17 protein-coding genes are annotated in these 22561 nt (G+C 61.9%); 1 reads left to right on the plus strand and 16 read right to left on the minus strand.

The window, feature by feature from the left end; all coding sequences use genetic code 11:
* Window positions 1-35: 35 nt before the first annotated feature.
* From BM346_RS11975 to BM346_RS12040, 14 genes are all read right to left on the minus strand, one after another.
* Window positions 36-1193, minus strand: coding sequence for an HD-GYP domain-containing protein (locus tag BM346_RS11975; protein ID WP_092012686.1), 1158 nt, complete (start codon window positions 1191-1193; stop codon window positions 36-38).
* Window positions 1180-1623, minus strand: coding sequence for an acyl-CoA thioesterase (locus BM346_RS11980; protein ID WP_092012689.1), 444 nt, complete (start codon window positions 1621-1623; stop codon window positions 1180-1182). Before BM346_RS11980 ends, BM346_RS11975 begins: the two co-directional genes overlap by 14 nt.
* 113 nt (window positions 1624-1736) lie before the next feature.
* Window positions 1737-3359, minus strand: coding sequence for a methyl-accepting chemotaxis protein (locus BM346_RS11985; protein WP_092012693.1), 1623 nt, complete (start codon window positions 3357-3359; stop codon window positions 1737-1739).
* Between the two features lie 145 nt (window positions 3360-3504).
* The gene (locus BM346_RS11990) at window positions 3505-6390 is read right to left on the minus strand and encodes an EAL domain-containing protein (RefSeq protein WP_092012696.1); all 2886 of its coding nucleotides are present in this window, start codon (window positions 6388-6390) and stop codon (window positions 3505-3507) included.
* Window positions 6380-6829 carry a response regulator gene (locus BM346_RS11995; protein ID WP_092012699.1) on the minus strand — a complete coding sequence of 150 codons (450 nt, stop codon included), beginning with the start codon at window positions 6827-6829 and terminating at the stop codon, window positions 6380-6382. The genes BM346_RS11990 and BM346_RS11995 overlap by 11 nt, the downstream gene beginning before the upstream one ends.
* 2 nt (window positions 6830-6831) lie before the next feature.
* Entirely contained in the window at window positions 6832-9537 is a 2706-nt protein-coding gene (locus tag BM346_RS12000; protein WP_167812589.1) for a PAS domain-containing sensor histidine kinase, read from the minus strand.
* Window positions 9530-11776, minus strand: a complete 2247-nt coding sequence (locus BM346_RS12005) for an ATPase, T2SS/T4P/T4SS family (RefSeq protein WP_092012705.1) — start codon at window positions 11774-11776, stop codon at window positions 9530-9532. The genes BM346_RS12000 and BM346_RS12005 overlap by 8 nt, the downstream gene beginning before the upstream one ends.
* Window positions 11777-11790: 14 nt before the next feature.
* The gene (locus tag BM346_RS12010) at window positions 11791-12927 is read right to left on the minus strand and encodes a sensor histidine kinase (RefSeq protein ID WP_092012708.1); all 1137 of its coding nucleotides are present in this window, start codon (window positions 12925-12927) and stop codon (window positions 11791-11793) included.
* A complete protein-coding gene (locus tag BM346_RS12015; protein ID WP_092012711.1) occupies window positions 12914-13582 on the minus strand; it encodes a GTP-binding protein in 669 nt (222 codons plus the stop codon). The genes BM346_RS12010 and BM346_RS12015 overlap by 14 nt, the downstream gene beginning before the upstream one ends.
* Window positions 13583-13590: 8 nt before the next feature.
* Window positions 13591-14118, minus strand: coding sequence for a response regulator (locus BM346_RS12020; protein WP_092012714.1), 528 nt, complete (start codon window positions 14116-14118; stop codon window positions 13591-13593).
* Entirely contained in the window at window positions 14115-15473 is a 1359-nt protein-coding gene (locus tag BM346_RS12025) for an HD domain-containing phosphohydrolase (RefSeq protein ID WP_206675662.1), read from the minus strand. The genes BM346_RS12020 and BM346_RS12025 overlap by 4 nt, the downstream gene beginning before the upstream one ends.
* Before the next feature lie 19 nt (window positions 15474-15492).
* A complete protein-coding gene (locus BM346_RS12030; protein ID WP_092012720.1) occupies window positions 15493-16350 on the minus strand; it encodes an ATP-binding protein in 858 nt (285 codons plus the stop codon).
* A gap of 216 nt (window positions 16351-16566) precedes the next feature.
* On the minus strand, window positions 16567-17982 hold the full coding sequence (locus tag BM346_RS12035; protein ID WP_092013681.1) for an MATE family efflux transporter: 1416 nt from the start codon (window positions 17980-17982) through the stop codon (window positions 16567-16569).
* Window positions 17983-18063: 81 nt separating this feature from the next.
* Window positions 18064-18942, minus strand: coding sequence for a DUF6279 family lipoprotein (locus BM346_RS12040; RefSeq protein WP_139229935.1), 879 nt, complete (start codon window positions 18940-18942; stop codon window positions 18064-18066).
* Between the two features lie 392 nt (window positions 18943-19334).
* On the opposite strand from BM346_RS12040, the gene BM346_RS12045 reads away from it, so the two are divergent.
* Window positions 19335-20732 carry a DUF4397 domain-containing protein gene (locus tag BM346_RS12045; protein ID WP_092012726.1) on the plus strand — a complete coding sequence of 466 codons (1398 nt, stop codon included), beginning with the start codon at window positions 19335-19337 and terminating at the stop codon, window positions 20730-20732.
* 62 nt (window positions 20733-20794) lie between these two features.
* Here BM346_RS12045 and modC read toward each other — a convergent pair whose 3' ends face one another.
* Window positions 20795-21877 (minus strand): molybdenum ABC transporter ATP-binding protein, encoded by a 1083-nt coding sequence (modC, locus tag BM346_RS12050; protein WP_092012729.1) that lies wholly within the window; start codon window positions 21875-21877, stop codon window positions 20795-20797.
* On the minus strand, window positions 21874-22560 hold the full coding sequence (modB, locus tag BM346_RS12055; protein ID WP_092012732.1) for a molybdate ABC transporter permease subunit: 687 nt from the start codon (window positions 22558-22560) through the stop codon (window positions 21874-21876). Before modB ends, modC begins: the two co-directional genes overlap by 4 nt.
* Window position 22561 lies beyond the last annotated feature (1 nt).

Raw genomic sequence — 22561 nt, forward strand, 5'->3', positions numbered from 1 at the left:
TGAACCCGCAATGCTGCCTTGGTGCCGGATCGAACCTACTGCTGATATCCCCACAGCAGCTGGAAATCCATGGGAGGCATGATGTCCACCACTTCCACCGCCCGGATATTGAACTCCAGCAGATCGGTATCCCGCCGGAAGCCCCCGGGATAGTCCTTGCCCCGTGAATCCTTGATCGACTGCACCCCGTGGCCGGTCGTTCGGGTGGGGCGGTGGGTCACCACCGCCACCTCGTTGTTGGCAAGACGCACCAGTGCGCCGGGAGGATAGGGCGTGAGAGCCCTGAGCAGGGCCTGGTGGAGTGCCGGTCGGGGAGTCTCCCGGGAAGCGTCGAGAATGGCCTTGCGGGCCTCGGTGATACTGTGGCGAGAGCGGTAGCCGCGGCGACTGATCAGGGCCACATAATGCTCCGCAAGGGCCAGCACCTGGGCCTCCAGCAGGATATCGGTGCCTTTGATTCCGTTCGGGTAGCCACTGCCATCCGGCCGCTCGTGATGCTGCAGGATGGTCTTCAGCAACAGCCGGTTATCGATGCCAGCATCGAGCAGCGCACGGGCGGCCAGCTGGGGATGGCGGTGGATGATATTGCGTTGCTGATCGTTGAGTCCGCGACTGGACGCATTGAGCTTGTCCAGGATCGGTATCAGTGCCAGGTTGGCTGACAGGGCCGCCGCCATGAGGACCACGGTATGACCTTCATCCATGTCGAGTTCGCGGGCCGTGAAGTGGCAGATAATGCTGTAGAACAGGGATTGCTCCGTGGCGGTCGGCTCCACCGAATACAGGTGAACCAGCGCCAGGCAGGCCTCCGGTGCTTCCCGGCAGATCCGGTCGATAAAACGGGCCAGTCCCAGCAGTTTCAGGCGGGCCTCCTCATCCTGGCGGGAGATTGCCTCGTAGGTGCGGTCAAGAGTCTTGAGCAGCGCCCGGTAATCGGCGAAGGGGTTGCGTTCGCCTTCGGCCACCTCTTCCTGGAGTTCCTCCTCGGGATCCTCTGCCTGCCGCGGATAGAACAGGCCGCGTTTGTAAAGCTGTTCGAGCTGGCTGTCACTCTGGATGACATAGCCCTGGGCAAGCAGGACATCGCCCTGGTCATCGTAGATGGGCCAGGGCAGGGGCTTGCCAACCACCAGTACCCCGGGAGCGACCCGGAGCAGGTTCTGTGGCTGATCGTGAGTGTTATTCGCCGGCATGGCTGATAACAGTGCCCCGCCCGGCAGTCTTGATCCGCTCCCGGACATCGTCCGGAATGGGGGTTTTCGTCATGGTGTCAGGATTGACCATGACGTAGGTGATATCCGCTTCCGCGATGGCCTTCTCATCCGGATGGCGCACGAACGCGATGTTCAGCACCATGGAGGTATTACCCAGGTGTTTGGGTTCGACGCGGGCGCAGAGTACCTCGTCGAAATGGGCCGGGGCACTCCAGTTGAGGGTGAGGCTGACGACCTGTATGTCGAGTTTGCGTTCCAGCATCTGCTGGTAATCGCCGAACAGCACCCGTATGTACTCGTTGATGGCGATATCCACGTAATCAGCGTAGCGGGCGTTGAAAACGACCTGCTGGGCGTCGCATTCCGCGTATCGTACGCGGAAACGAAATTCGAACGGGTGGTCACTCATGGGGGCCTCCTGATGTTTTCTGTTGCCCAAGTGTAACCTGACCGGCGGGAATGTCACCCGGCCGGTCAATAAGTTTTACATGCTACCTGGTAGGGAGCTGCGACGGCAGGGTCTCAGAACCGGAACTTCCGCACCAGCTCGGACAGCTCTGTTGCCAGGCGCGACAGTTCATTACTGGATGAGCGGGTCTGGCTGGCACCTGCGGTGGACTGGGCCGCCAGGTCGCGGATGTTGACCAGGTTGCGATCCACGTCCCGGGCCACTTGCGCCTGTTCCTCCGCACCGCTGGCAATGCTGGCGTTGCGGTCGCTGATATCGGTCACGGCCTGGGCAATCCTGGCCAGGGCTTCGCCGGCTTCCCGGGCGATGGTCAGTACCTGGTCCGAGCCTTCGTGACTTTTCGCCATCGCCTTGCGGGCGTCATCGCTGCCATTCTGTACCGCGGCAATCATACCCTCGATTTCAGTGGTGGAGTCCTGGGTCCGTTGGGCCAGGGTGCGCACCTCATCCGCCACCACGGCAAAACCACGGCCTGCCTGTCCCGCCCGGGCTGCTTCGATGGCTGCATTCAGGGCAAGCAGATTGGTCTGGTCGGCGATACTGCGGATCACGTCCAGCACCCCGCCGATATCGGAGGCCTTGGCGGCGAGGGTCTCGATATGCCTGACCGTATTGGTGATATTGTCCGCCAGACCTTCCATGGCCAGTACCGTGTCCTGCACCTTCTCCCGCCCGGCCTGGGCCTGCTGGTTTGCTTCCCGTGAGGAATCGGCGGCGGCATTGGCGTTACGGGCCACATCGTCGATCGCGGTGGTCATCTCGTTCACCGCCGTGGCCGCCTGGTCCAGCTGGCCGCTCTGCTCGTTCAGGCTGCGGGTGGACTCGTCGGTTACCGCACTGAGCTGTTCGGAGGTGGAGGCGAGCTGATCGGAAGAGCCGGTAATGGTGCCAATGGTATCCCGCAGGTTGGCCTGCATGGCGTCGAGAGCCCGCAGGAGATCCGCCAGTTCGTCCCGGCCATGACTGTCGATGCGGGCGTTGAGGGTGCCGTCGGCAATGGTGCGGGCCACATCAACTGCCTGACGGACCGGCAGGGCAATACTGCGGGTGATCAGCAGAGCCAGGGCCACGGTCAGTGCGATCGCCACCAGCACTGCGATGATCACGCCCAGACGCACGTTGTCGGCCACCTGTTGGCCATGATCGGCAGCATCGGCGATACGCTGGTCCTGATAGTCCAGCAGGGCGCCGGTCAGTGCGATCAGCTCTTTGGTTACCGGATTGAGTTCGGCGTTACGCAACTGCCGTGCCCGGTCGGACTGGCCGCGCTCCGCATAACTTACCACTTCCTGATGGACGTCCCAGAAGCGGGCATCTACTGCCCGGAGCTGGTCGTACAGCTCGCGGGCCTGGTCGCTACGGATAAGGGACTCATACCGCTCCTTAGCGCGGTTCAGCCGGTCGCGGGCGTCCACCAGCCGTCCGATCAGGGGCGCCCGCGTCGCCATGTCCTGGGCGCCGATCATGGTTTCTGTGTAAATCCGTACCCGAAGATACTGCTCGTTGACCTGGTTGATGGCATCGTTGGCAGGTGCCCGGTGGTCGGTCACCAGAACCAGTTCGTTTCTCAGGGCATTGCTTTGCATGAGACTGAACAGTCCCAGGCCTATGATTACGAGTACGAGAAAGCCGAAGGCCAGGGTAAGGCGCGGGCCTAGGCGTAACTGTCGGAACATGGGAGAACTTCCTGTCTATCGATTGCGGGGACATTCGGGCGAGGGACTATACGGGAATCAGGCCGGAGCCACCGTTCCAAATTGTTAACCGGTTCCGGGCCTTTATCCCGGCCCGCCCCGAAGAGGCAAGCCGGGAGTGCCGGGTTCAGTCCGCCGACGCGCCGTGATAGACGAAGGCCTGGCGGATATGGTTGCGGATCTGCTGGTCGTCCCAGGGTTTGGTTAGGAACTTGTAGATAGCCCCCTCGTTGATGGCGTCGGTGACGGATTTGAGATCGGTGTACCCGGAGAGGACGATGCGCACGGTATGCGGATAGATGTTCTTCACCTGGCTGAGAAACTCGGTGCCCGACATTTCCGGCATACGCTGGTCCGAGATGATCACCTGGACGTTATTGCCCGCCAGCAGCTCAAAGGCTTCCTGAACACTGGTGGTGGACAGGATCCGGTACCCGTCACGGCGCAACACCCGGATAAGGGCCCGCAGAATGTTGGCTTCATCATCCAGCAGCAGCAGCGTTGGCTGACTTGCGGTGGCCGGCGACGCCCCATCCGGACTTTCCGGGCTGGGGCTTGTGCTGCGCTGACCAAGGTAGTCCAGCAACTCGGCGAAAGGCATCGGGCGGGCGAACAGGTAGCCCTGGAGCATTTCGCAGTTGTTCTTGCGCAGGAAGGCGGCGTGGGCTTCGGTTTCCACCCCCTCGGCGACGACTTCCAGTGCCAGGTGGTGGGCCATGGACAGGATGCCCTGGGTGATGGCGGCGTCGCTGCGGTTGCTGATCACGTCTTTTATGAACGCGCGGTCGATCTTGATCTTGGTGACCGGCATCAGCTTGAGGTAGCTGAGACTTGAAAAGCCGGTACCGAAGTCGTCGATGGCGATGCCCACACCCAATGCCCGCAATTGCCGCAGGTGTTCGATCACCTGTTCGGTATCGTAGAGGATAGCGGACTCGACGATCTCCAGTTCCAGCAGTTCCGGGGCCAGTCCGGTCTGGCGGAGGGTATCGGTGACCTTCTGGGAGAAGTTGCCCTGGCGCAACTGCATGGGGGAAACGTTCACCGATATCCGGTGTTCCCGGTATCCCAGCCCCTGTAGTCTCACCGCATCGCGGCAGGCCTGATAGAGCACCCAGGTGCCCAGCTCGATGATCTGTCCGGTGTCTTCCGCAAGGGGAATGAAGGCATTGGGGGGAATGAGGCCGCGGCTCGGGTGGTACCATCGGATCAGGGCCTCGGACCCTCTTACCCGTCCTGTCCGGCTGTCGATCAGGGGCTGATAGAACAGGACCAGCTGGCCATTTTCCAGGGCTTTTTGCAGGTCGTTGCGCAGCTCCACCCGCTCATTGGCTTCGTCGTTCAGGTCAGAAGCGTACCACTGGTAGGTATTGCGACCCTGCTGTTTGGCCCGGTACATGGCCAGGTCCGCCTGCTGGACCAGCTCCATGGGATGCTCCCGGGTGCCATCGTCCAGGGCAATGCCGGCACTGGCGGTCAGGCGCAGGGACCGGCCGTCCACCTCGTAGGGCTGGGCGACGGCATGGAGCAGCAGCTCCACCACCTTGATGATGTCGTCGCCGTGGGCCAGGTCCGGCAGTACCACGACGAACTCGTCACCGCTGCCGCGGGCCACGGTGTCGCCACTGCGAACCCTGGCCTTGAGGCGGTTGGCCACCTCGATCAGGATCTGGTCGCCCACCCGGTGACCCAGTGAGTCGTTGATAGGCTTGAAACCGTCCAGGTCCAGGAACAGCACGCCCACCTTTCGGCCGTATCGCCGGGCCATCTGGCAGCCCTGGCTGAGCCGGTCTTCCAGCAGCGTCCGGTTGGGCAGCCCTGTCAGCACGTCATGGCTGACGTTATAGGCCAGTTCACTCTCAACCGACTTTTTTTCCGAAATGTCGTTCTGGACCCCGATAAAGTGGGTGACCTCGCCGGAGTCGTCCCGGATAGGGGCAATAAACAGGTCATTCCAGAACGGGGTGCCGTCCTTGCGGAAGTTACGCAGCACCACGCTGACGTCACTGTTTTCAGCAAGGCCCCGACGAACCTCTTCCAGGGCGCTTCTGGTCCCCGGGTCCATGGGGCCGCCTTCCTGCAGGAAACGGCAGTTCCGACCGACGCTTTCCGCCGCGGTAAACCCCGTGATTCGCTCGAAAGCCGGGTTGACGTAGACAATCGGGACGTCCGGCTCCCTGGCATTGGCAATGATGATGCCGTTGTAGCTGGACTCGATGCCCTGCTTCATGAGCCGCAGCTCGCGACTGTTCTCGATGCGCTCGGTGATGTCCACCACCATCACCAGATTTATCCGTCGCCGCTCGACCACCATCCCCTGGCTGCGGGTCTCCACATAGATATCGGATCCGTCGAAACGGCGGTGGACTTCCAGCGCCGCGCCCGGCTGGGTGATCATGCCCCCGGTGCCAGGCTCGCTGGTCAGGGCGCTGCCAGCGCCCTGAAGGTCGGAGAGGGCGAGGCGGCCGAAGTCTCGGCGGTCGGCGCCGTAGAGTGTCAGCGCCGCATCGTTCATGGAAAGGATGACGCCGGTTTCCGGCTCCGTCAGCAGCATGGGCACCGGGTTGCTGTCGAACAGCAGGCGGTAGCGGGCTTCGCTCTGGGCCAGGCTGTCGATGGCCATGGACCGGTCGATGGCGTAGCGAACGCTGCGGATCAGGGACGGGGCATCCACCAGGCCCTTGACGAGATAGTCGGCGGCGCCGATTTCCACAGCCCGCAGGTCAAGCTCCTGGTCCCCCTGGCCGGTCAGCAGGATCATGGGGGTGTTGATGGCCTCTTTCTGGGCCTGGCGGATAACGTCGATGCCGGACTCCGGGCCCAGCCGGTAGTCCACCAGGGCAACGTCGTGGCGGCGCTCCCTCAGGGCGGCAAGGCCGGCATCGGCGGTGTCGATCCAGTCCAGGTCCACTGGCAGGCTGCTGCCTTCCTCCAGCAGCTCGCGGGTGATCAGGACGTCATCTTCGTCATCCTCAATCAGCAGGATGCGCAGTCGGGTCTGGTTATCGGGCATGGCTCGTCATTTGTCCTGGTAATACGCTGGTTTGTGTCCAGTAATTGATCAGTGAGCGGGTGACTTCCAGCAGAGCCTCGTAGCTCCCTGGCTTTACGATATAGGAGCAGGCGCCCAGGTCGTAGCAGGCGCCGATGTCTTCCTCATTGCGGGAGGTTGTCAGCATGATCACGGGTACTCGCCGGTATCCGCCCGCGCCCTTGAGTTCCGACAGAACCTCGCGGCCGTTTTTGCCCGGCATGTTCAGGTCCAGCAGGATCATGTCAGGCAGCGCTCTCCTGGTCCGGGCGCTTTGCAGGCCATGAAGCAGTTCGTCACCGGTGGCGAAGAAACTCAGCTCCAGGCTCTTCCCGTGCTCCAGGAACGCGTCCCGGATCAGCAGGCGGTCATCGGCGTCATCGTCGGCGATGAAAATACGCAGGGACAGTTTGTGGAACATGATCAGTGGGATACTCCCGGTGTTTGGTCCAGGCTATCGGGATGCCTGAAATGAATCCGGAAGGTGGCTCCTTCCCCCGGCCGGCTGTCCGCCACGATTACCGCGTCGTGGCGGTCGATGATCTTTCTGACAATCGCCAGACCGATACCGGTGCCGGCGTATTCGTGCTTGTTGTGCAGACGCTGGAAGGGCTGGAACATGCGGTCGGCGTACTTTGGCTCGAAGCCGATGCCATTGTCCTGGATAACCAGTGTCCAGCCCCGCACACTCACATCCTCAGGGTATATCACAATTCGCGGTCTCACATCCGGTCTGGAAAACTTTATGGCGTTGCTCAGCAGGTTCTGCATGACCTGGCGCAGCTGGGAGGGGTCGCCGGCAATCTCTGGCAGGGGGCGGGCCTCCACCACCGCACGGCTGGCGGTGATTGCTGACTCCAGATCCTGCTGAACCCCCTCCAGGATGTCAGTCAGGTCGCAGCGGACGAAGGGCTGTGCCCGGGTGTTGATCCTGGAATAGGAGAGCAGGTCCATGATCAGCCCCTGCATTCGCTCGGCCGCGGAGCGCATCCGCCTGAGGTAGTCCTGTTCCCGTTCGTCAAAGTGATCAGGATTCCGCGTCAGGCGGTCGCTGAAGGCCTGTATCTTGCGCAGGGGTTCCTGCAGGTCATGGGATGCCACGAAGGCGAAGTCCTGGAGCTCACTGTTACTCCGCTCCAGTTCCGCCAGAGTGGCCTTCAGCTCCCGTTCCGCCTCGACCCGCTCGTTGATGCTGCGGAAATACACCGCCAGGCCATCCTCCGACGGATAGGCATTCGCCTCGGACCAGAGGTCCAGGGGCGCAAAATAGGCTTCGAAGGAGGCGGTCTCGCCGGTGTTCATGGCCTGTCGATACTGGCTTTCGAACTCCGTTCCGATTGCCTCCGGAAACACCTCCCAGAGACTTTCTCCGATTACTTCACCACGGGACTGCTGCAGCAGTTCCTCGCACTTCCGGTTCATGAAGGTGAAACGCCACTCCCGGTCGAGTGTGAAAAAGGCGTCAGTGATGCTCTCGAAAATGCGGGACTGGCGCTCCGCCAGCCGGCGGATCTGCTCACTGGCCTCTTTCCCCGCGGAAATGTCCTGAAAGGCCCCCTGCAGGCTGATGACCTCGCCCCGTTCGTCGCGGACTGCCCGGCCGATAAGCCTGACCCACCTGAGCCGGCCGGTGGCGGTCGTGATCCTGGCCTCCAGGTCAAAGGGCAGTCCCAGCACAATTGCCTGTCGAACCGCCTGTCTCACCACGGGCCGGTATTCCGGGGTATAGAATTGCAGCGCCTCGTTCATATCAGGAACCTGATCGGGGGCCATCTCATGGATATCGCAGACCGCGTCGGACCATACCGAGCGGCCGGAAGTGACATCCACCATCCATCCGCCAAGGCGACCGATCTGTTCGGCCATGCGAAGCAGCTGTTCATTGGCCCGTAATTCCTTCTGGACCTGAAGCTCGGCAGTGATGTCCCTTGCCGAACAGTAGATCAGCCGGTCCCGACTCATGGAAGCGTTCACCCGCAGCCAGCGCAGGCTGCCATCGCGATGGAAAAGCTGGATTTCCAGATCGTATATGGTCTCTCCGTCAGCCAGCCGTTCGATGGCGTCCATGACCGTGTCATGCCAGGAGGGTTCTATCAGGTTCAGGTAGGGTATCTCCACCACCTCGGCCCGGGTGTAGCCCAGGGTTTTGAGAAAAGTCTTGTTCACCTCGACGAAACGGTTGCGTGCCGACACAATGCAGAATATTTCCGGAGTCAGGGAAAAGAACGCCTCCCGCTGGTGTGCCAGCTCCTCCGCTTTGAGCTCCGGGGTGATGTCGCGACCGACGCAGAACAGGGTGTCATCCTGGCTGGACAGGCGCGCCTTCCAGTTCAGGGTGACCACGTGGCCATCCTTATGGTAATAGCGGTTGCGGAACTGGGGAGTGCCGGGGCCCGTGTCCTGCCTGACCCCCTGTGCCGCCTGGACGCTCGGTTTCCGGTCCTCCTCCACCATGAATTCCAGCGCCCGGTGCCCGATCATCTCCTCCGGGCGATAGCCGAGTATGGGCTCGCAGGCCGGGCTCACGAAACGGAACCGGCCCTCCTGGTCAATGGTGCACAGCAGGTCACTGCTGAAGGAGATGATGCGCTCGTTCGTTTCCCGCAACTCCTGCTCCCGCTGCAGGAGGCGGGCCAGGCGCCGGTTGCGTTCATCGCCCAGTACTCCGAACAGGCGGGTGATCATCATCAGCGTCGTCACCGCCAGCCCCCCGGCCAGTACCAGGGTTTCCGAGAGGTGATGGGTATGGGACGAAATCCCCATCGGCTCGGCCAGGAAAAGCAGGTCGCCGTGGCCATGACTGATGCGAAGCAGTTCCCAGATGAACACCGTCAGCACGGCTCCGGCCACGCCAACCCCGAGAACGGTCCGGAGCGGCGCGTCTCGCATGCAGCTGACGTGGGCCGACGGGGTCCGTGTGGGGCGGCTTTTTGCCAGGGTGGCCAGCAACAGCAGAAGGCCTCCCGTCAGGGCAATAACTCCTCCGGCGGGACTGTCTTCCTGTTCAGAGGCTTCTGCCAGGGCCCACAGGTAGCCGGCAGAAAGGACCAGGCCCAGTGCCACCAGGATCATGCCGGCAGCAAGCGCCAGGCAGAGCAGTGTCAGCTGGTGGTTGCGTGATTCAGTCATGGAGCTCCTGCGGGCCCAACACCCTGAGAATCTCCTCCGCGCTGGTGTGTCCCGCCTCCAGTTTTTCAAGAGCATCATCCAGGAGCACCTTCATACCCTGTTCCCGGGCAATGGACTCGATCTGCATGGCGCTTGCGCCCTCGGTTACCGCAATGCGCAGCTTCTCGTTCATGGTGAGGACTTCGTGCAGGGCCACCCGTCCACGGTAGCCCTTGTGGCAGCGTTCGCAGCCCCTTCCCTGAAAATAGGACATATCCGGCTTACGGAATCGCGCGCCCAGCTGCTCCAGGACCTCTTTCGGTGGTTCGGTCTGCTCGCGGCAATGGGAACAGATACGGCGAACCAGGCGCTGAGCGATAATCGCTTCGAGGGCGGAAGCCAGGACAAAGGGCTTCAGGCCCAGGTCCAGCAGCCGGGCCACGGTGGCGGCGGCGGAGCTGGTGTGCAGGGTGGAGTAGACCAGGTGGCCGGTCATGGCGGCATGGAAGGCCACATCCGCGGTTTCCGCATCGCGTATTTCCCCCAGGAGAATCACGTCCGGATCCTGGCGCAGGATGGCCCGCAGTACCGTGGCGAAATCCAGACCGATACGGTCCTTGACCGGGACCTGGCCGGCCATGTCGACGTGGAACTCCACCGGGTCTTCGATGGTGACGTAATTGCGTTCCGCAGTGGCGTTATGCTGCAGCAGGGCGTAGAGCGTTGTGGTCTTGCCGCTGCCGGTGGGTCCGGTGGCAAGGATAATCCCCTGGGGCTTGCCCACCACGTGCGTCAGCCGCTTGAGGTTGTGCTCGGACAGCCCCAGCTCGGGAAGGGACTGGGCGGAAGATTGCCGTTCCAGAACCCGCATCACCACTTTTTCGCCGTTGATGGTGGGCAGGGTGGAGATGCGCAGGTCCACGATCCGCATGGGCGTCTTTACGGTAATCCGGCCATCCTGGGGCCGTCGCCTTTCGGTGATGTCCAGTTCGGCCATCACCTTGATGCGGGAGACCACCGACATCAGCAGGCTGGTGGGAATGTGGATCTTGTCCTGCAACACCCCATCGATGCGGTAGCGCACCACCAGGGATTTGGTGCGGGGGTGAATGTGGATATCGCTGGCGCCAAGGCGCAGTGCCTCCAGGATAATGCCGTTGACAAGGCGTATGGCGGGCGGCTCTTCGGAGCTCCCCAGCAGTTGCTCCAGGGATTCGCTATCCTCATCGTCCAGGACGATTTCAATGCCTTCATAGGGGTCGTCGGTTCCGACTTTCGTTGCCAGGTCGTCGATATTGTCAGCCTGTTCGCCGAAGATCTCCCCGAGTTTCGATTGCATCTGATCCGCTTCAACGAGCAGCGGGTGGACGGTGTAGCCGGTCATGAAGCCCAGCTCGTCAATCAGGTTGATATCCATGGGGTCCACCATGGCCAGCCGCAGGCGCTTGCCCTGGACCCGCAGCGGCAGGATCAGCTGGCGAATGCAGACCGACTGGGGAATCAGCGACAGCAGGCTGGGATCGGCCTGGAATTCCCTCAGGTCGATCTCCTCGAACATCAGCTCGTCCCGCAGCAGCTGGTGGACCTTTTTGAAGTCCACCCACTCATGCTTGAGCAGCTGACGCACCACGGGGGTCTTCTGGTTCTGCATTTCCCGGTGCAGCTGCTGAATCTGCTGGGCGTTCAGCCAGCCTTTCTTGTGGAGCATGATGGCCAGCTGGCTGCGGTTGGTGGCACCGAGCTTGGCGATGGTTTCCAGGTCCTTGCCCTGTTTCCTGTTCTGTTGCTCCAGCTGATGGGTCTTCTGGATCAGTTCATACTGCTCAAGGGCCAGGGCGATGGTCAGGCGCAGGTCGTCGTCGTTCCAGGGCTTGAGGATGAAGCGGTAGACGGCGCCATCCTTGATGGAGCCCATTACCGCATCGGTATTGGCGTGTCCCGTGAGCATGATACGGATGGTCCGGGGCCAGTGCTCCCGCACCGTGCGCAGCAGCTCGCTGCCATTCATGCCCGGCATCATGAAGTCGGTCATGATCAATTCGACGGGTTGCTGCTCCAGGATTTTCAGGGCCTCCGCCGCGCTCTTGGCGAACAGCAGCTCGTAATTCTCGCGCATGAAGACGCGCCGCAGGGACGCGAGGATATTGGGCTCGTCGTCCACCAGCAGAATCCGGTAGGGCTGGCGCTTTTGCGTCTCCTGCCCACGGGTGTCCTGGTCGTCCTGGTTGCCGGTGAAAAGCGCTGCGTATCGGTTTGCCATAGAAAGTCGGAAGCCTAGTGTTTCGACGGTAGTAACAGGGTGATCCGGGTGCCGGCATTGAGGCGGCTTTCCAGCTTGATCAGTCCGTTGTGGGCGCGGACGGTATCCCTCGCCACGGTCAGGCCCAGGCCGGTTCCGGAGCCCACGGGCCGGCTGGTATAGAAGGGGTCGAAGACCTGGCCCCGGCTGGCTTCCGGAATGCCACAGCCATTGTCCTGGATGACCACGGCAATATTCCCGGAACTGTCGGTGGCGGTCTTGACGATGATCCGGCCCTCCTCGTCGATGGCCCGTACTGCGTTATCGAGTACATTGTAGAAGGCCTCGGACAGCCGGGCCGGGTTGCCCTGGATGTCAGGCAGTTCGCCCAGACGCTCGTCGATTGCCAGGTCGCGGTCACTGTAGCTGGTGCGCAAAAGGTGGATGGCGGCCTTCAGCAGGTCGTTGATCCGGCAATGGGTGTACTCGGCGTGGTCGATGCTGGAGAAGGTCTTGAGGTCCGCCACGATGGTAGCTATGCGGCGGGCGCCGTCCTGTGACTCCGCCAGCAGGTCGCGGAAATCGTTCAGCAGATCCCGGGTGGCCTCATCACCCGGCAGCTTTTCCTCCAGCTCGTCCAGGTAGTCGCCGGCCACCTTCAGGTTGCTTTTCATAAACCCGATGGGGTTGTTGATCTCATGGGCGATACCGGCGGCCAGCTGGCCCACGGACCGTGTCTTCGCGCTCTCATAGAGTTCCTGCTGGGCCTTCTGGATGGTCTCCACCTGTTCCTTTACCTTCTCCTGGAGCTGATCCGACAATGTCCGGTAGCGGGCCTCGGAGGCTTTGAGGGCTTCGTGCTTGCGCTGGAGTTCCTCATAACCGGCCTCGGTTGCGTCATGGTGGAGATTGGCCGCCAGCCGGTATTTCGCGACAAAAAGCAGGATGAAAGAGACCAGTTCCGCCGCCGCCCGCAGATTTTTCTGGCTGCAGTCCCCGCTGAGCCAGGCTACCGTTTCCAGGTTGAATTCCACCGGTATGGCGTTTTCGTGCCTGGTCGTGGTGAGACTGACACGGCCCAGGCCCAGGGCTTCGAGGCTGGACTCCAGGCGGGAAACCTGTTGTGGCTGTAACAGGTCCGTGAGGGTGGGATCGTCCTCAAACTGGCGCATGGGCATCTCCCGCGCTCAGCCGGTCCACGAAGGCGGCACGGTCGATGCCGTGGCGCTCCGCCAGCCGGAACTCGTTGTCCGCCACCGAATAAAGACGGTCCAGAAGAGCCCGGAAGGTATCCACCACACCCGTGCCGTTGATGGCGCTGGCCATCTGCAACGGTGACCAGGGCGTCGGTCCCCAGCGCTCCTGCAGAACGTCCTCGGCCACGATGTCCGCCATGTCCCGCTTGTTGAACTGGATGACCAGGGGCAGAGCTTCAATGTCCAGCCCCACTTTTTCCAGGTTCTCCTCCAGATTGCCGAACGCGATGGCGTTGTTGTCCTGCTGTGCGCTCAGGGAGTCCGCCACGAAAATGATACCGTCGGCACGGGACAGTACCGCCTTGCGGGTGCTGTCGTGCTGGACCTGGCCCGGTACCGTGTAAAGCTTCAGTCGCAGATCGAGGCCACTGCTGCCCCGCAGGCCAATGGGCAGCATGTCGAAGAACAGGGTGCGGTCGTCACGGGTTTCAAGCACCATCAGTTCGCCCTTGCGCTCCGGCATCAGCAGGGTGTGCAGCTGCATGAGATTGGTGGTCTTGCCGCTCAGGGCGGGACCATAGAACACCACCTTCAGGTTCAGCCGGTTATCATCGGAACAGTAGTCAGCCATGGCGGTACTCAGGCACTCTCGTCGATGATGATGGAGCCGTCGGCGTCACGGGCGACCCGGGTAATGCCGGGGTTCTCGGTTTCCAGGCGCATGAGCTCTTCCTCCCGAAGGCGCAGGAGGTCCTTCTGACGGTGGATCTCGGCCAGCAGTTCCCGGTTTTCCACCTTGACCCGGTACAGGTCCACCGCCGAGCGGATGGCCGCCTGGATCTCGTAGTCCTCCCAGGGCTTGGAGAGGAACCGGTAGATCTCTGCCCGGTTGATGGCGTTGATCATGGACTGCCGGTCCCCGTGGGCGCTGAGGATCAGGCGGATTGCGTCGGGCTGCCGCTGGCGGGCGAACTGCAAATAGGTGACGCCATCCATGCCGGGCATCTGGTAATCGGAGACGATGACGCCATAGCGGTGGGCCTGCAGGGCATCCAGAGCCTCCTCGGCACGGGTAAAGGTATCTATTAACCAGTCTTCCTCCCGCAGCAGCCGCTTGAGGGCCGTCAGGATATTGGGTTCATCGTCCAGGAGCAGTATGCGAATCATTGGATGCCGACCTCCATCAGTGGCTCTTCCGGTACCTCGGGGTCATGAATAAAGAGGATATAGCGGGTACCTTCCGGTTCTCCCCGCTCGAAGGCGATCAGCTTCTCGATCAGTGGTCGCGTCAGCTGTTTGCCCTCGTTGAGTAGCAGCATGCCGGAAGCGGCATGGAGGTCCCGCGCGAGGATCATCCCGGCCTTCAGCTGGCGGGTGTCTACCGCAATCACGCCTTCTTCGGTGGGGGCCAGGTCTGGGGCGGTTCCTTCACAAAGTGCGACGAAGGCGCCGCACAGTGCCGGGTCATAGAGTCGGCCGGACTGCCGTTCAACCAGCTTGAGGGCGTCATCCCGGGAAACCCTCCGGCTGATGATCAGTCCGGTCTGCAGTTCAATGAAATCCACCGCCATTCTCAGTATCCGTGATCCCAGGGGAATGGCATCGCCGGCCAGCTCGTCCGGAAATCCACGCCCGCTCCATCGTTCCTGGTGGTGGCGGATGATATGGGCCGCCTCCTGCAGGGGCTCCAGGGTCATCAGCAACTGTTCGCCGGCTTCCGGATACTGCCGGTAGGTCTTGGTCTGGGCCTTGGTGAGCTGGTCGGAAGGTGCCCGCAGCATGTCATCGGACCAGCTCAACTTGCCCAGGTTATAGAGTGCGGACGCCATCTCCAGGTTGCGGGTAAGCTCGGCATCCAGCTCAAGGTGCTGGGCAAAGGCGCGGGCCACCGCGATGACGCGGCCATTGGTCTGCAGGTCCCGGGGCAGCCGCTGGTTGAGCAGCGACGAAAACACTTCGGTGGTGGTGACATAGCTGGTCCGCAATTCGCTGAGGGCGCGATCAAGCATGTCGGCGGTTTCCTTCAGCTCCGCCGTGCGGGACTCCACCTGCTGTTCCAGGTTTTCATTGAGGGCACGCAGTTGCCGGTTCTGCTTGCGGGAGAGTTTTTCCAGGGCCAGTCGCCTGCGCTCTGAGTACTGGAATGCCAGGGCCTGCCGCACGATGACCTTGAGTTCTTCGTCTTCCCAGGGTTTGCTGATGTAACGGTAGATCTGGCCGTCGTTGATGGCCTTGACGGTGGATTCCATGTCGGCGTAGCCGGTGAGCAGGATCCGGATCACCCAGGGCCAGCGCCTGCGGATCAGGCTCAGCAGTGAAGGCCCGTCCATCCCCGGCATGCGGGCGTCGGAAATCACAAGGTCGATACGCTCGTTTTCCAGTATCCGGAGCGCCGCTTCGCCGGATTCCGCGGTGACCAGCTCGTAAGGCTCACGGCGCAGGAGTCGCTTGAGACTCCTCAGGATGTTCTCCTCGTCGTCCACCAGCAGCAGCCGAAGGTTGTCAGGCAGCGTCGGGGTCATGGCCTCCTCCTGCATGATCTCACCGAATCCCGATGTCGGGTTGTTGTACGGGTAGTCGTATGCGGAAGCACGTGCCCTTGCCGGGGGTACTGGTGGCGGTGATTTCACCGTGGTGCTTTTCCACAATATTGAATGACAGTGACAGGCCCAGCCCGGTCCCCTTGCCCACGGGCTTGGTGGTGAAGAACGGATCGAAGATGCGGTTCAGATTCGCCGCCTCGATCCCCTTGCCGGTATCCTCCACCTCGATCAGGACCTGGCCTTCCGCCGTCCGGGTCCGGATAGTGATGGTGCCGGTGGACTCAATGGCATGGGCTGCGTTCACCAGCAGGTTCATGATCACCTGGTTGAGCTGGGAAATGATGCACTCGATCTCCGGTACGTTACCGAAATCCTTCACCACTTCCGCCTTGTACTTGAGCTCGTTGTTCACCACGTTGAGGGTGGTTTCAATACCCCGGTGCAGATCCGCCATGCGGAACTCTTCTTCCTCGGTATGGGAGAAATCCTTCATGGCGGCAATGATGGTCTTGACCCGTTCAATGCCCTCCCGGGATTCCGCCAGCAGGTCCTCCAGGTCGCCCCTCAGGAAGTCGTAGTCGATGCTCTTGCGGATCTGGCGCAGGTCTTCCAGGGATTGTGCCGTGTCCACCGCGTCTGTCAGCCGGAACAGGTCCGTCAGATAGGTGCCGAGACTCTGCAGGTTGGAGTAGACGTAGCCAACCGGGTTGTTGATCTCGTGGGCAACGCCGGCGGCAAGCTGACCGATGGCGGCCATCTTCTCGGACTGCAACAGCTGCCGGTTCGCCTGTTCCAGGCGCTCCGACAGTTCCCGGGAAGGAAGCTCGGACGAAACTTGACTCGGAGTATCGGTCATGGCGGGAACCAACCGTTTTCATTGGGTTTTAAAGCGGTAAATCAGTGATATCAAGCAGTATAGGGGGGTGTCGTATTTCAGTTGGTAATTTTTGGTATCCGGTGGAAAGCAAAGGTTACCGGGTGGGTGCGTGAAGAAGAAACGGGGGGTTAATCAGACAAACTGTCACCAGTTGTCAACAGGTGGTGACAGTTTGTCTGGTCACAGGGCGATTGGCTAACTCCGCGCAGAGCCATTAATCCTCGAGGGCTCCACCCTGGTATACAGAAACAACCGCCACCCCAGCAGCAACGCCGCAGAAGCCAGCCCGGCAGTGATCCCCACCCAGAATCCCGGCGCGCCCATGCCCTCGACGATCAGGTCCGTGAAGGTGAGGGCATAGCCTAGTGGCAGGCCCACGCCCCAGAAGGAGAACAGCATGATGAACATGGGGATGCGGGTGTCCTTGTAACCCCTCAGGGCACTGATGCAGCTGACCTGGATCACATCCGCGATCTGGAACATGGCGGCGTACCTGAGCAGTACAGTGGTGACCGCCTGAACCTGGGGGTCGCTGGTGTAGAGCCGGGAAATGGGACCGGCGAAGAGGAACAGGCAGGAGGCAAATGCCGCAGCCGTGGCGCCCGCCAGGAGCAGCGAGCTGCGGGACAGAAGGTGGGCGGTATCCGGGGTGCCGGCGCCCATCAGGAAGGAAATCCTCAGGGTCAGTGCCATGCCGATGCTCAGAGGCAGCATGAACATCAGCGAGGTGACATTGAGGGCAATCTGGTGCCCGGCCACCACCACGGGTCCCAGGGGGGCCAGGAACAGGGCAATCACCGCAAACATGCTGGCTTCCACGAAGATGGTGAAGCCAATGGGTACACCGATGCGAAGAATGTAGCGAAGGTTTTCAGGGTCCGGTTTCGCCCAGTCGGCAATGAGATGGAAGTGCTGGTAAACCGGGCTGCGGTTGAGATAGATCACCATGGCCACGGCGGCGATGGCGTTGGAAATGGCGGTGGCCCAGCCACAGCCTATGCCGCCCATCTCGGGCAGCCCGAACTTGCCGTAGATCAGCATCCAGTTAAGGGGCAGGTTGATCAGTGTGCCAAGCACCGAGAATGCCATGATAACGCGGGTATGGCCCAGGCCATCCGTCAGCCCCCGAAGGGCCACCATCAGCAGCATGAAGGGCACACCCCAGGCGAAGGCGTTCAGGTAGCCCTGGGCGATGGCGGTGGTTTCCGCCTCAAGACTCATCAGCCTGAACACAGGCCCGACATTGACCACGATCAGGATCATCAGCACCGAGCTGACGGCCCCGATGTAGAGTCCCTGCCAGGTGGCGGGCATGATCTTGTGGACGGCCCGGGCACCGTTGTATCCGGAGATGATGGGTTGCAGGGCGCCAAGCAGTCCCATGAAGAACAGGAACAGGGGCATCCAGATACTGCTGCCGATGCCCACTGCCGCCAGGTCCTCAGCACTGGCGTGACCCGCCATGACGGTGTCGATGACGCCGTTGGCCATCTGGGCGATCTGGGCGATCAGGATTGGCCCGCCCAATATTGCAAGCGTACGCCATTCTCCGACCATCCGGGGAATCAGCGGGGCTTTGACGTCGGGAACCGGTTGGTGTTCGCTGTCCAGCATAAGACGGGCGTTTTATCCGGGGAGCATGGATGGGAGCGTGGAAAACCGCCTACTATACACTTCCGGGCGAGGCCTGTGTCAGTTCAGGGAGGCGGTATTTTCCACGGCACAGGCCAGCGCCACCAGGTCCCCCCTGAGCTCGTTCGCCTCCCCCCGAAGATGCTGCCAATGGCGCTCTTCCGCAGCGCTCAGGAGGTCATGGGTCAGCCGGGTGACGGACTGGATGTTGGCCTCCATCATGGCCGGATAGGCATCGCCGCGGTAGCGATCATGTTGGAGGATGAGGTCCCGAAGGCGGACGCGGAAGTCGTCCGCGTCCCGGTCCGCCATCAATTGGGCGAAGGCGGCCTGCCACAGGGCCCGACCCTCCAGCCAGATGCGGGTGCGGGGCGCGCGCTCGCTGGTCCATTGCCGGATGATGACCTGCTGCTGCGGATTCAGCGGGCCGAGCCATCGCTCAACCCGCTCCCGGGTGCGTGCGGCGGCTTTCTCTGGTGTGTCGTCTTCCAGAAACTCTTTGCGGGTCTCCTGGTGTCGGATTCTCATGTTGGCAAGCAGCTCCTCCACCTGCTCATCGCTCAGGCTTTCCAGAAGCCGGGTGGCGGCGGGGACGATCCGGGCGGCCAGCGGCTCGGAAAACTGGATTGCCCGGGAACGGTAGTGGGCGATTCGCGGTGGCGGAAGATTCCCATCCCCGACTTCCTGTTCCAGGTCCGCCAGCCAGTCCGCGTAGCGGGGCAGCTCCGCTCCGCAATGCCAGTCCCGGAGCACACCCAGATCCCGTTTGAGGGCGGATGTCTGGGCATGGGTCAGGGTGACGTAATCCTCCACCCACCAGATGACGCCGGTGTCCGCAAACCGGTAGGCGAGTCGGGTGGAACTGCAGCCATTGAGCGTCATTATGGCAAGTAGCAGGCAGATCAGCTCTATGATCCTTGGTCTGCATGAAATTCCCATGGGCAGAACCCCCTCTGAGTGTCCGTTACTCCTGTCAGATTACAGTTCATCGAGGCGGAGGCAGCCAGTAATCGCCGCCATGCGTTGTTGTTATCGGCAGTACGAGCGGTGCGACTGGATGGTTTCCGCTTCTGTTTCAGTTGGATTCCATCGCCGTCATTTGAGCGGTTCCGGCTCGGTGTTTTCTGACATTAGCTGCCTTGTTTTGGGTCTGCGGGATACCGGTGACACCTTCAGGCCAAAGTTGTCAAAATTCGTCAAACCAGTCGAATCCAAAAAATCACCACCCCCGTAGATCATTTAACGCACAGTTCATGGACTGAATCAGTGCAGGTTCGAACCACCCAAGCAAAGCAGTCAAACGATCTCTGCACAATGAGGAGCAGACTTTTATGAACCGTTTCCTGGCTTTACCCCTGGTGGTGGCCGGCGGGCTGATGCTTGCCGGTTGTGACGACGATTCAGACAGTGCCCTTGGGACTGTGACCGAGGCTGAAGTCCGTATCATTCACGCCTCGCCGGACGCGCCTCCGGTAAATATCCTGGTGGATGGAGAGGCCGCCGTCGAGGGGGCCGACTACAAAGAGGTTGCCCTGCTGACGCCCCCGGTTGGAGACTACGACCTTGCCGTGCAAGGCATCATTCCGGGGGTAACCGGTGATGCCGCCATCGTTATCGGACCGGCGAACTTCACCTTCGAAGACGGTATCCGTTACAACGTGGTTGCAGTGGACACCGTTGCTGGTATCCGCCCGCTGACCTTCAACGATACAGACCCGGATTTCAGCTCCACCACCGACGTTCGCGTTCGGATCGGGCACCTGGCACCCAATGCACCGGCGGTGGATGTCTACGTGACGGCCGCTGGCGACGGGGATGACCTTTCCATGACCGACCCCCTGCTGGCCAACGTCAGCTTTGAGGACGTTGCCGATGCGGTGGAGGTGCCCGCGGGGGACTACCGGGTCCAGATTACCGCTAACGGAGCCACCCAGGCGGTCTTCGACAGCGGCAGTGTCTCCCTGCCGGCCGGTGCTGACCTGTTCATCGGTGCGGTGCAGAATACCGGTGCCAATGCATCAGCCACCGGTGCCAGTCCCGTCAGCCTGATCGTTGTGAACGGTGCGGATGTGAGTGAAATCTACGACGCCGACCAGAATGCCGGCGTCCGGGTGGTCCATAATTCCGCCGATGCGCCCGAGGTGGATGTGCTGGTGGACGACACCGAAGCTCTCGCCAATATCGCCTTCACCGAAGCCGCCCCTTCTGCGGCCCTTGATGAATACGCGTCCCTTCCGGCGGACACCTATAACATCAAGGTGGCAGCCAGTGCCGATAATTCGATCGTTCCCATCGAGGCGGACCTGACCCTTGCCAACGGCCAGGGTTATACGGTTGCGGCTGTGGGGCTTCTTGGGGATAACACGATCGAAGCGCTGGTACTGGAAGACAGTGTCCGCAGCATTGGGACCCAGGCTTCCCTGCGGGTGGTGCATGGCGCCACCGCCGCGGGTAATGTGGATGTCTACCTGCTCCCGGGTGACCAGACCGCCATAGGCAATGCCAGCCCGACCCTGGAGGACGTTCCCTTCAAGGCGGTAACCGGCTACCTGCCCGTGCCGCAGGGTACCTACAACCTGCGCATTACCGACACGGACGGCAATATCGCCATCAGCGCTGATGGCGTTGCGCTGGACAATGGTGGTGTCTACACCGTGATCGCGCGGGACGGCCAGCCGACACTCACCGACTTTGGCCTGATCCTGCTGGATGATTTCGTTCAGCCCTGATCAAGCGCCCCGATAGCATGGGCCCGACGACCTGTCGGGCCCATGCTTTTTGGAATTGCCGACTACTCCATCAGTGCCGCTGATTTCACCAGCGCTACCGCCGTCTGCCCCGTCTTCAGTTCAAGCTCCCGTACCGACTGCCGGGTAATGCGTGACAGCAGCACCTGACCGTCCTCAATTCGGCAGGTAACCGTACTCCGGTATTCATCACTGTCTTCAATCCGCTCAATCCTCACAGGCAACAGATTCCGTATGCTGATGCCCTCTGGCCGGGTCAGCGCAAGACTGACGTCGGACGCCAGTATCCGTAACCGGTGCAGGCTGGTCTGGTGGCTTGACCGGCCGCTGACCTCGAACCTCACCGCCTGGCGGTCGCCGCCCGGTTCAGTAATGAACTGCCACTGCCCGGGACCGGTTTCCTCCAGTCGGCCCACCAGAACCGACGCCGGTCCCTCATCGGAAAACAGCGGTGAATCGGGCCTGGCCAGCGCTTCCCGCAAAGGCTCCACACGGTCGATGCGACCGTTCTCCATGAAGGCCACCTGGTCCGCCAGCTGTTCCACTTCCCGGGCCGAATGAGTCACCAGTAAGACCGGCACGCCGGTCCTGCTGGCGAGACCGGAGAGAAAAGGCATGATCTCCCTCTTCGCCGTGGCGTCCAGGGCCGACAGGGGTTCATCCAGGAGCAGCAGCTGCGGACTGGTGAGCAGGGCGCGCCCCAGGGCGATGCGCTGACGCTGGCCGCCGGAGAGGGTATGGACCGGCTGCGACAGCAGGGTGTCCAGCTCCAGCAATGAGCGAACCGCTTCAGGGTGTAGCCGGCGCTGGCCTGCCGGCGTACGACGGTAGCCATACAGCAGGTTGGCCTCTACCGACAGGTGGGGCAGCAGGCTGGGTTCCTGGAAAACCAGCCCCAGGCGACGCCGGCTGACCGGCAGCCGCCATCTGCCCGCCTGCCAGACCTGATCATGAAAACGGATCTCGGCCTTCCGCGTCGGCTCCAGTCCCGCTATCAGTCGCAACAGTGTGGTCTTGCCGCATCCGGACCGTCCGAACAGGGCGGTGATGCCTTCGGTTGGCAGGGTGTCGTTGAGGGTCAGGTGAAAATCCCCGCGGTGGAGCCGGGCAGTGATCTGCAGCGTCATGGCTTCACCACATCGAACCGGCGGTTGAGACTGTAGACCGCCACCAGTACCACAAAGGAAAACACCAGCAGACCCAGCGACAGGCGGTGGGCGGCGGCGTATTCCATTGCCTCGGTGTAGTCGTAGATCAGCACTGACAGCACCTGGGTTTCCCCGGGAATGGAGCCGCCCAGCATCAGGATGACGCCGAATTCCCCCAGGGTATGGGCGAAGGTGAGGGTGGCGGCGACGATGAAACCGCCCCGGCACAGGGGCAGGATGACCGTAAACAGACGATCCAGCCTGCCTGCTCCCAGGGAGGCCGCCACTTCCACCGGCCGTGCTCCCAGGGCCCGGAAAGACTCCATCAGTGGCTGCACCGCAAACGGCAGCGAGTAGACCACCGAGGCCACCAGGATGCCCTCGAAACTGAACGCCAGATGGGTCAGCCCCACCGCCTCCAGACTCTGGCCGACAGGCCCGCGGGGCCCCAGGGCCAGCAGCAGATAGAAACCGAGAACCGTGGGTGGCAACACCAGGGGCAGGGCGACCAGGGCCTGCACCAGGGTTCGACCGGTGGAGCGCTTGTGGGCCAGCCACCAGGCCAGGGGCGTGGCCAGTACCAGCAGGATAATCGTGGTCAGGGCGCAGAGTTTCAGGGTGACGGTGATCGCCTGCCAGTCCTGGGGTGAAAGCTCGGGCATG

The organism is Marinobacter daqiaonensis (genome assembly GCF_900115285.1).
GTDB classification, from domain to species: Bacteria; Pseudomonadota; Gammaproteobacteria; order Pseudomonadales; family Oleiphilaceae; genus Marinobacter; species Marinobacter daqiaonensis.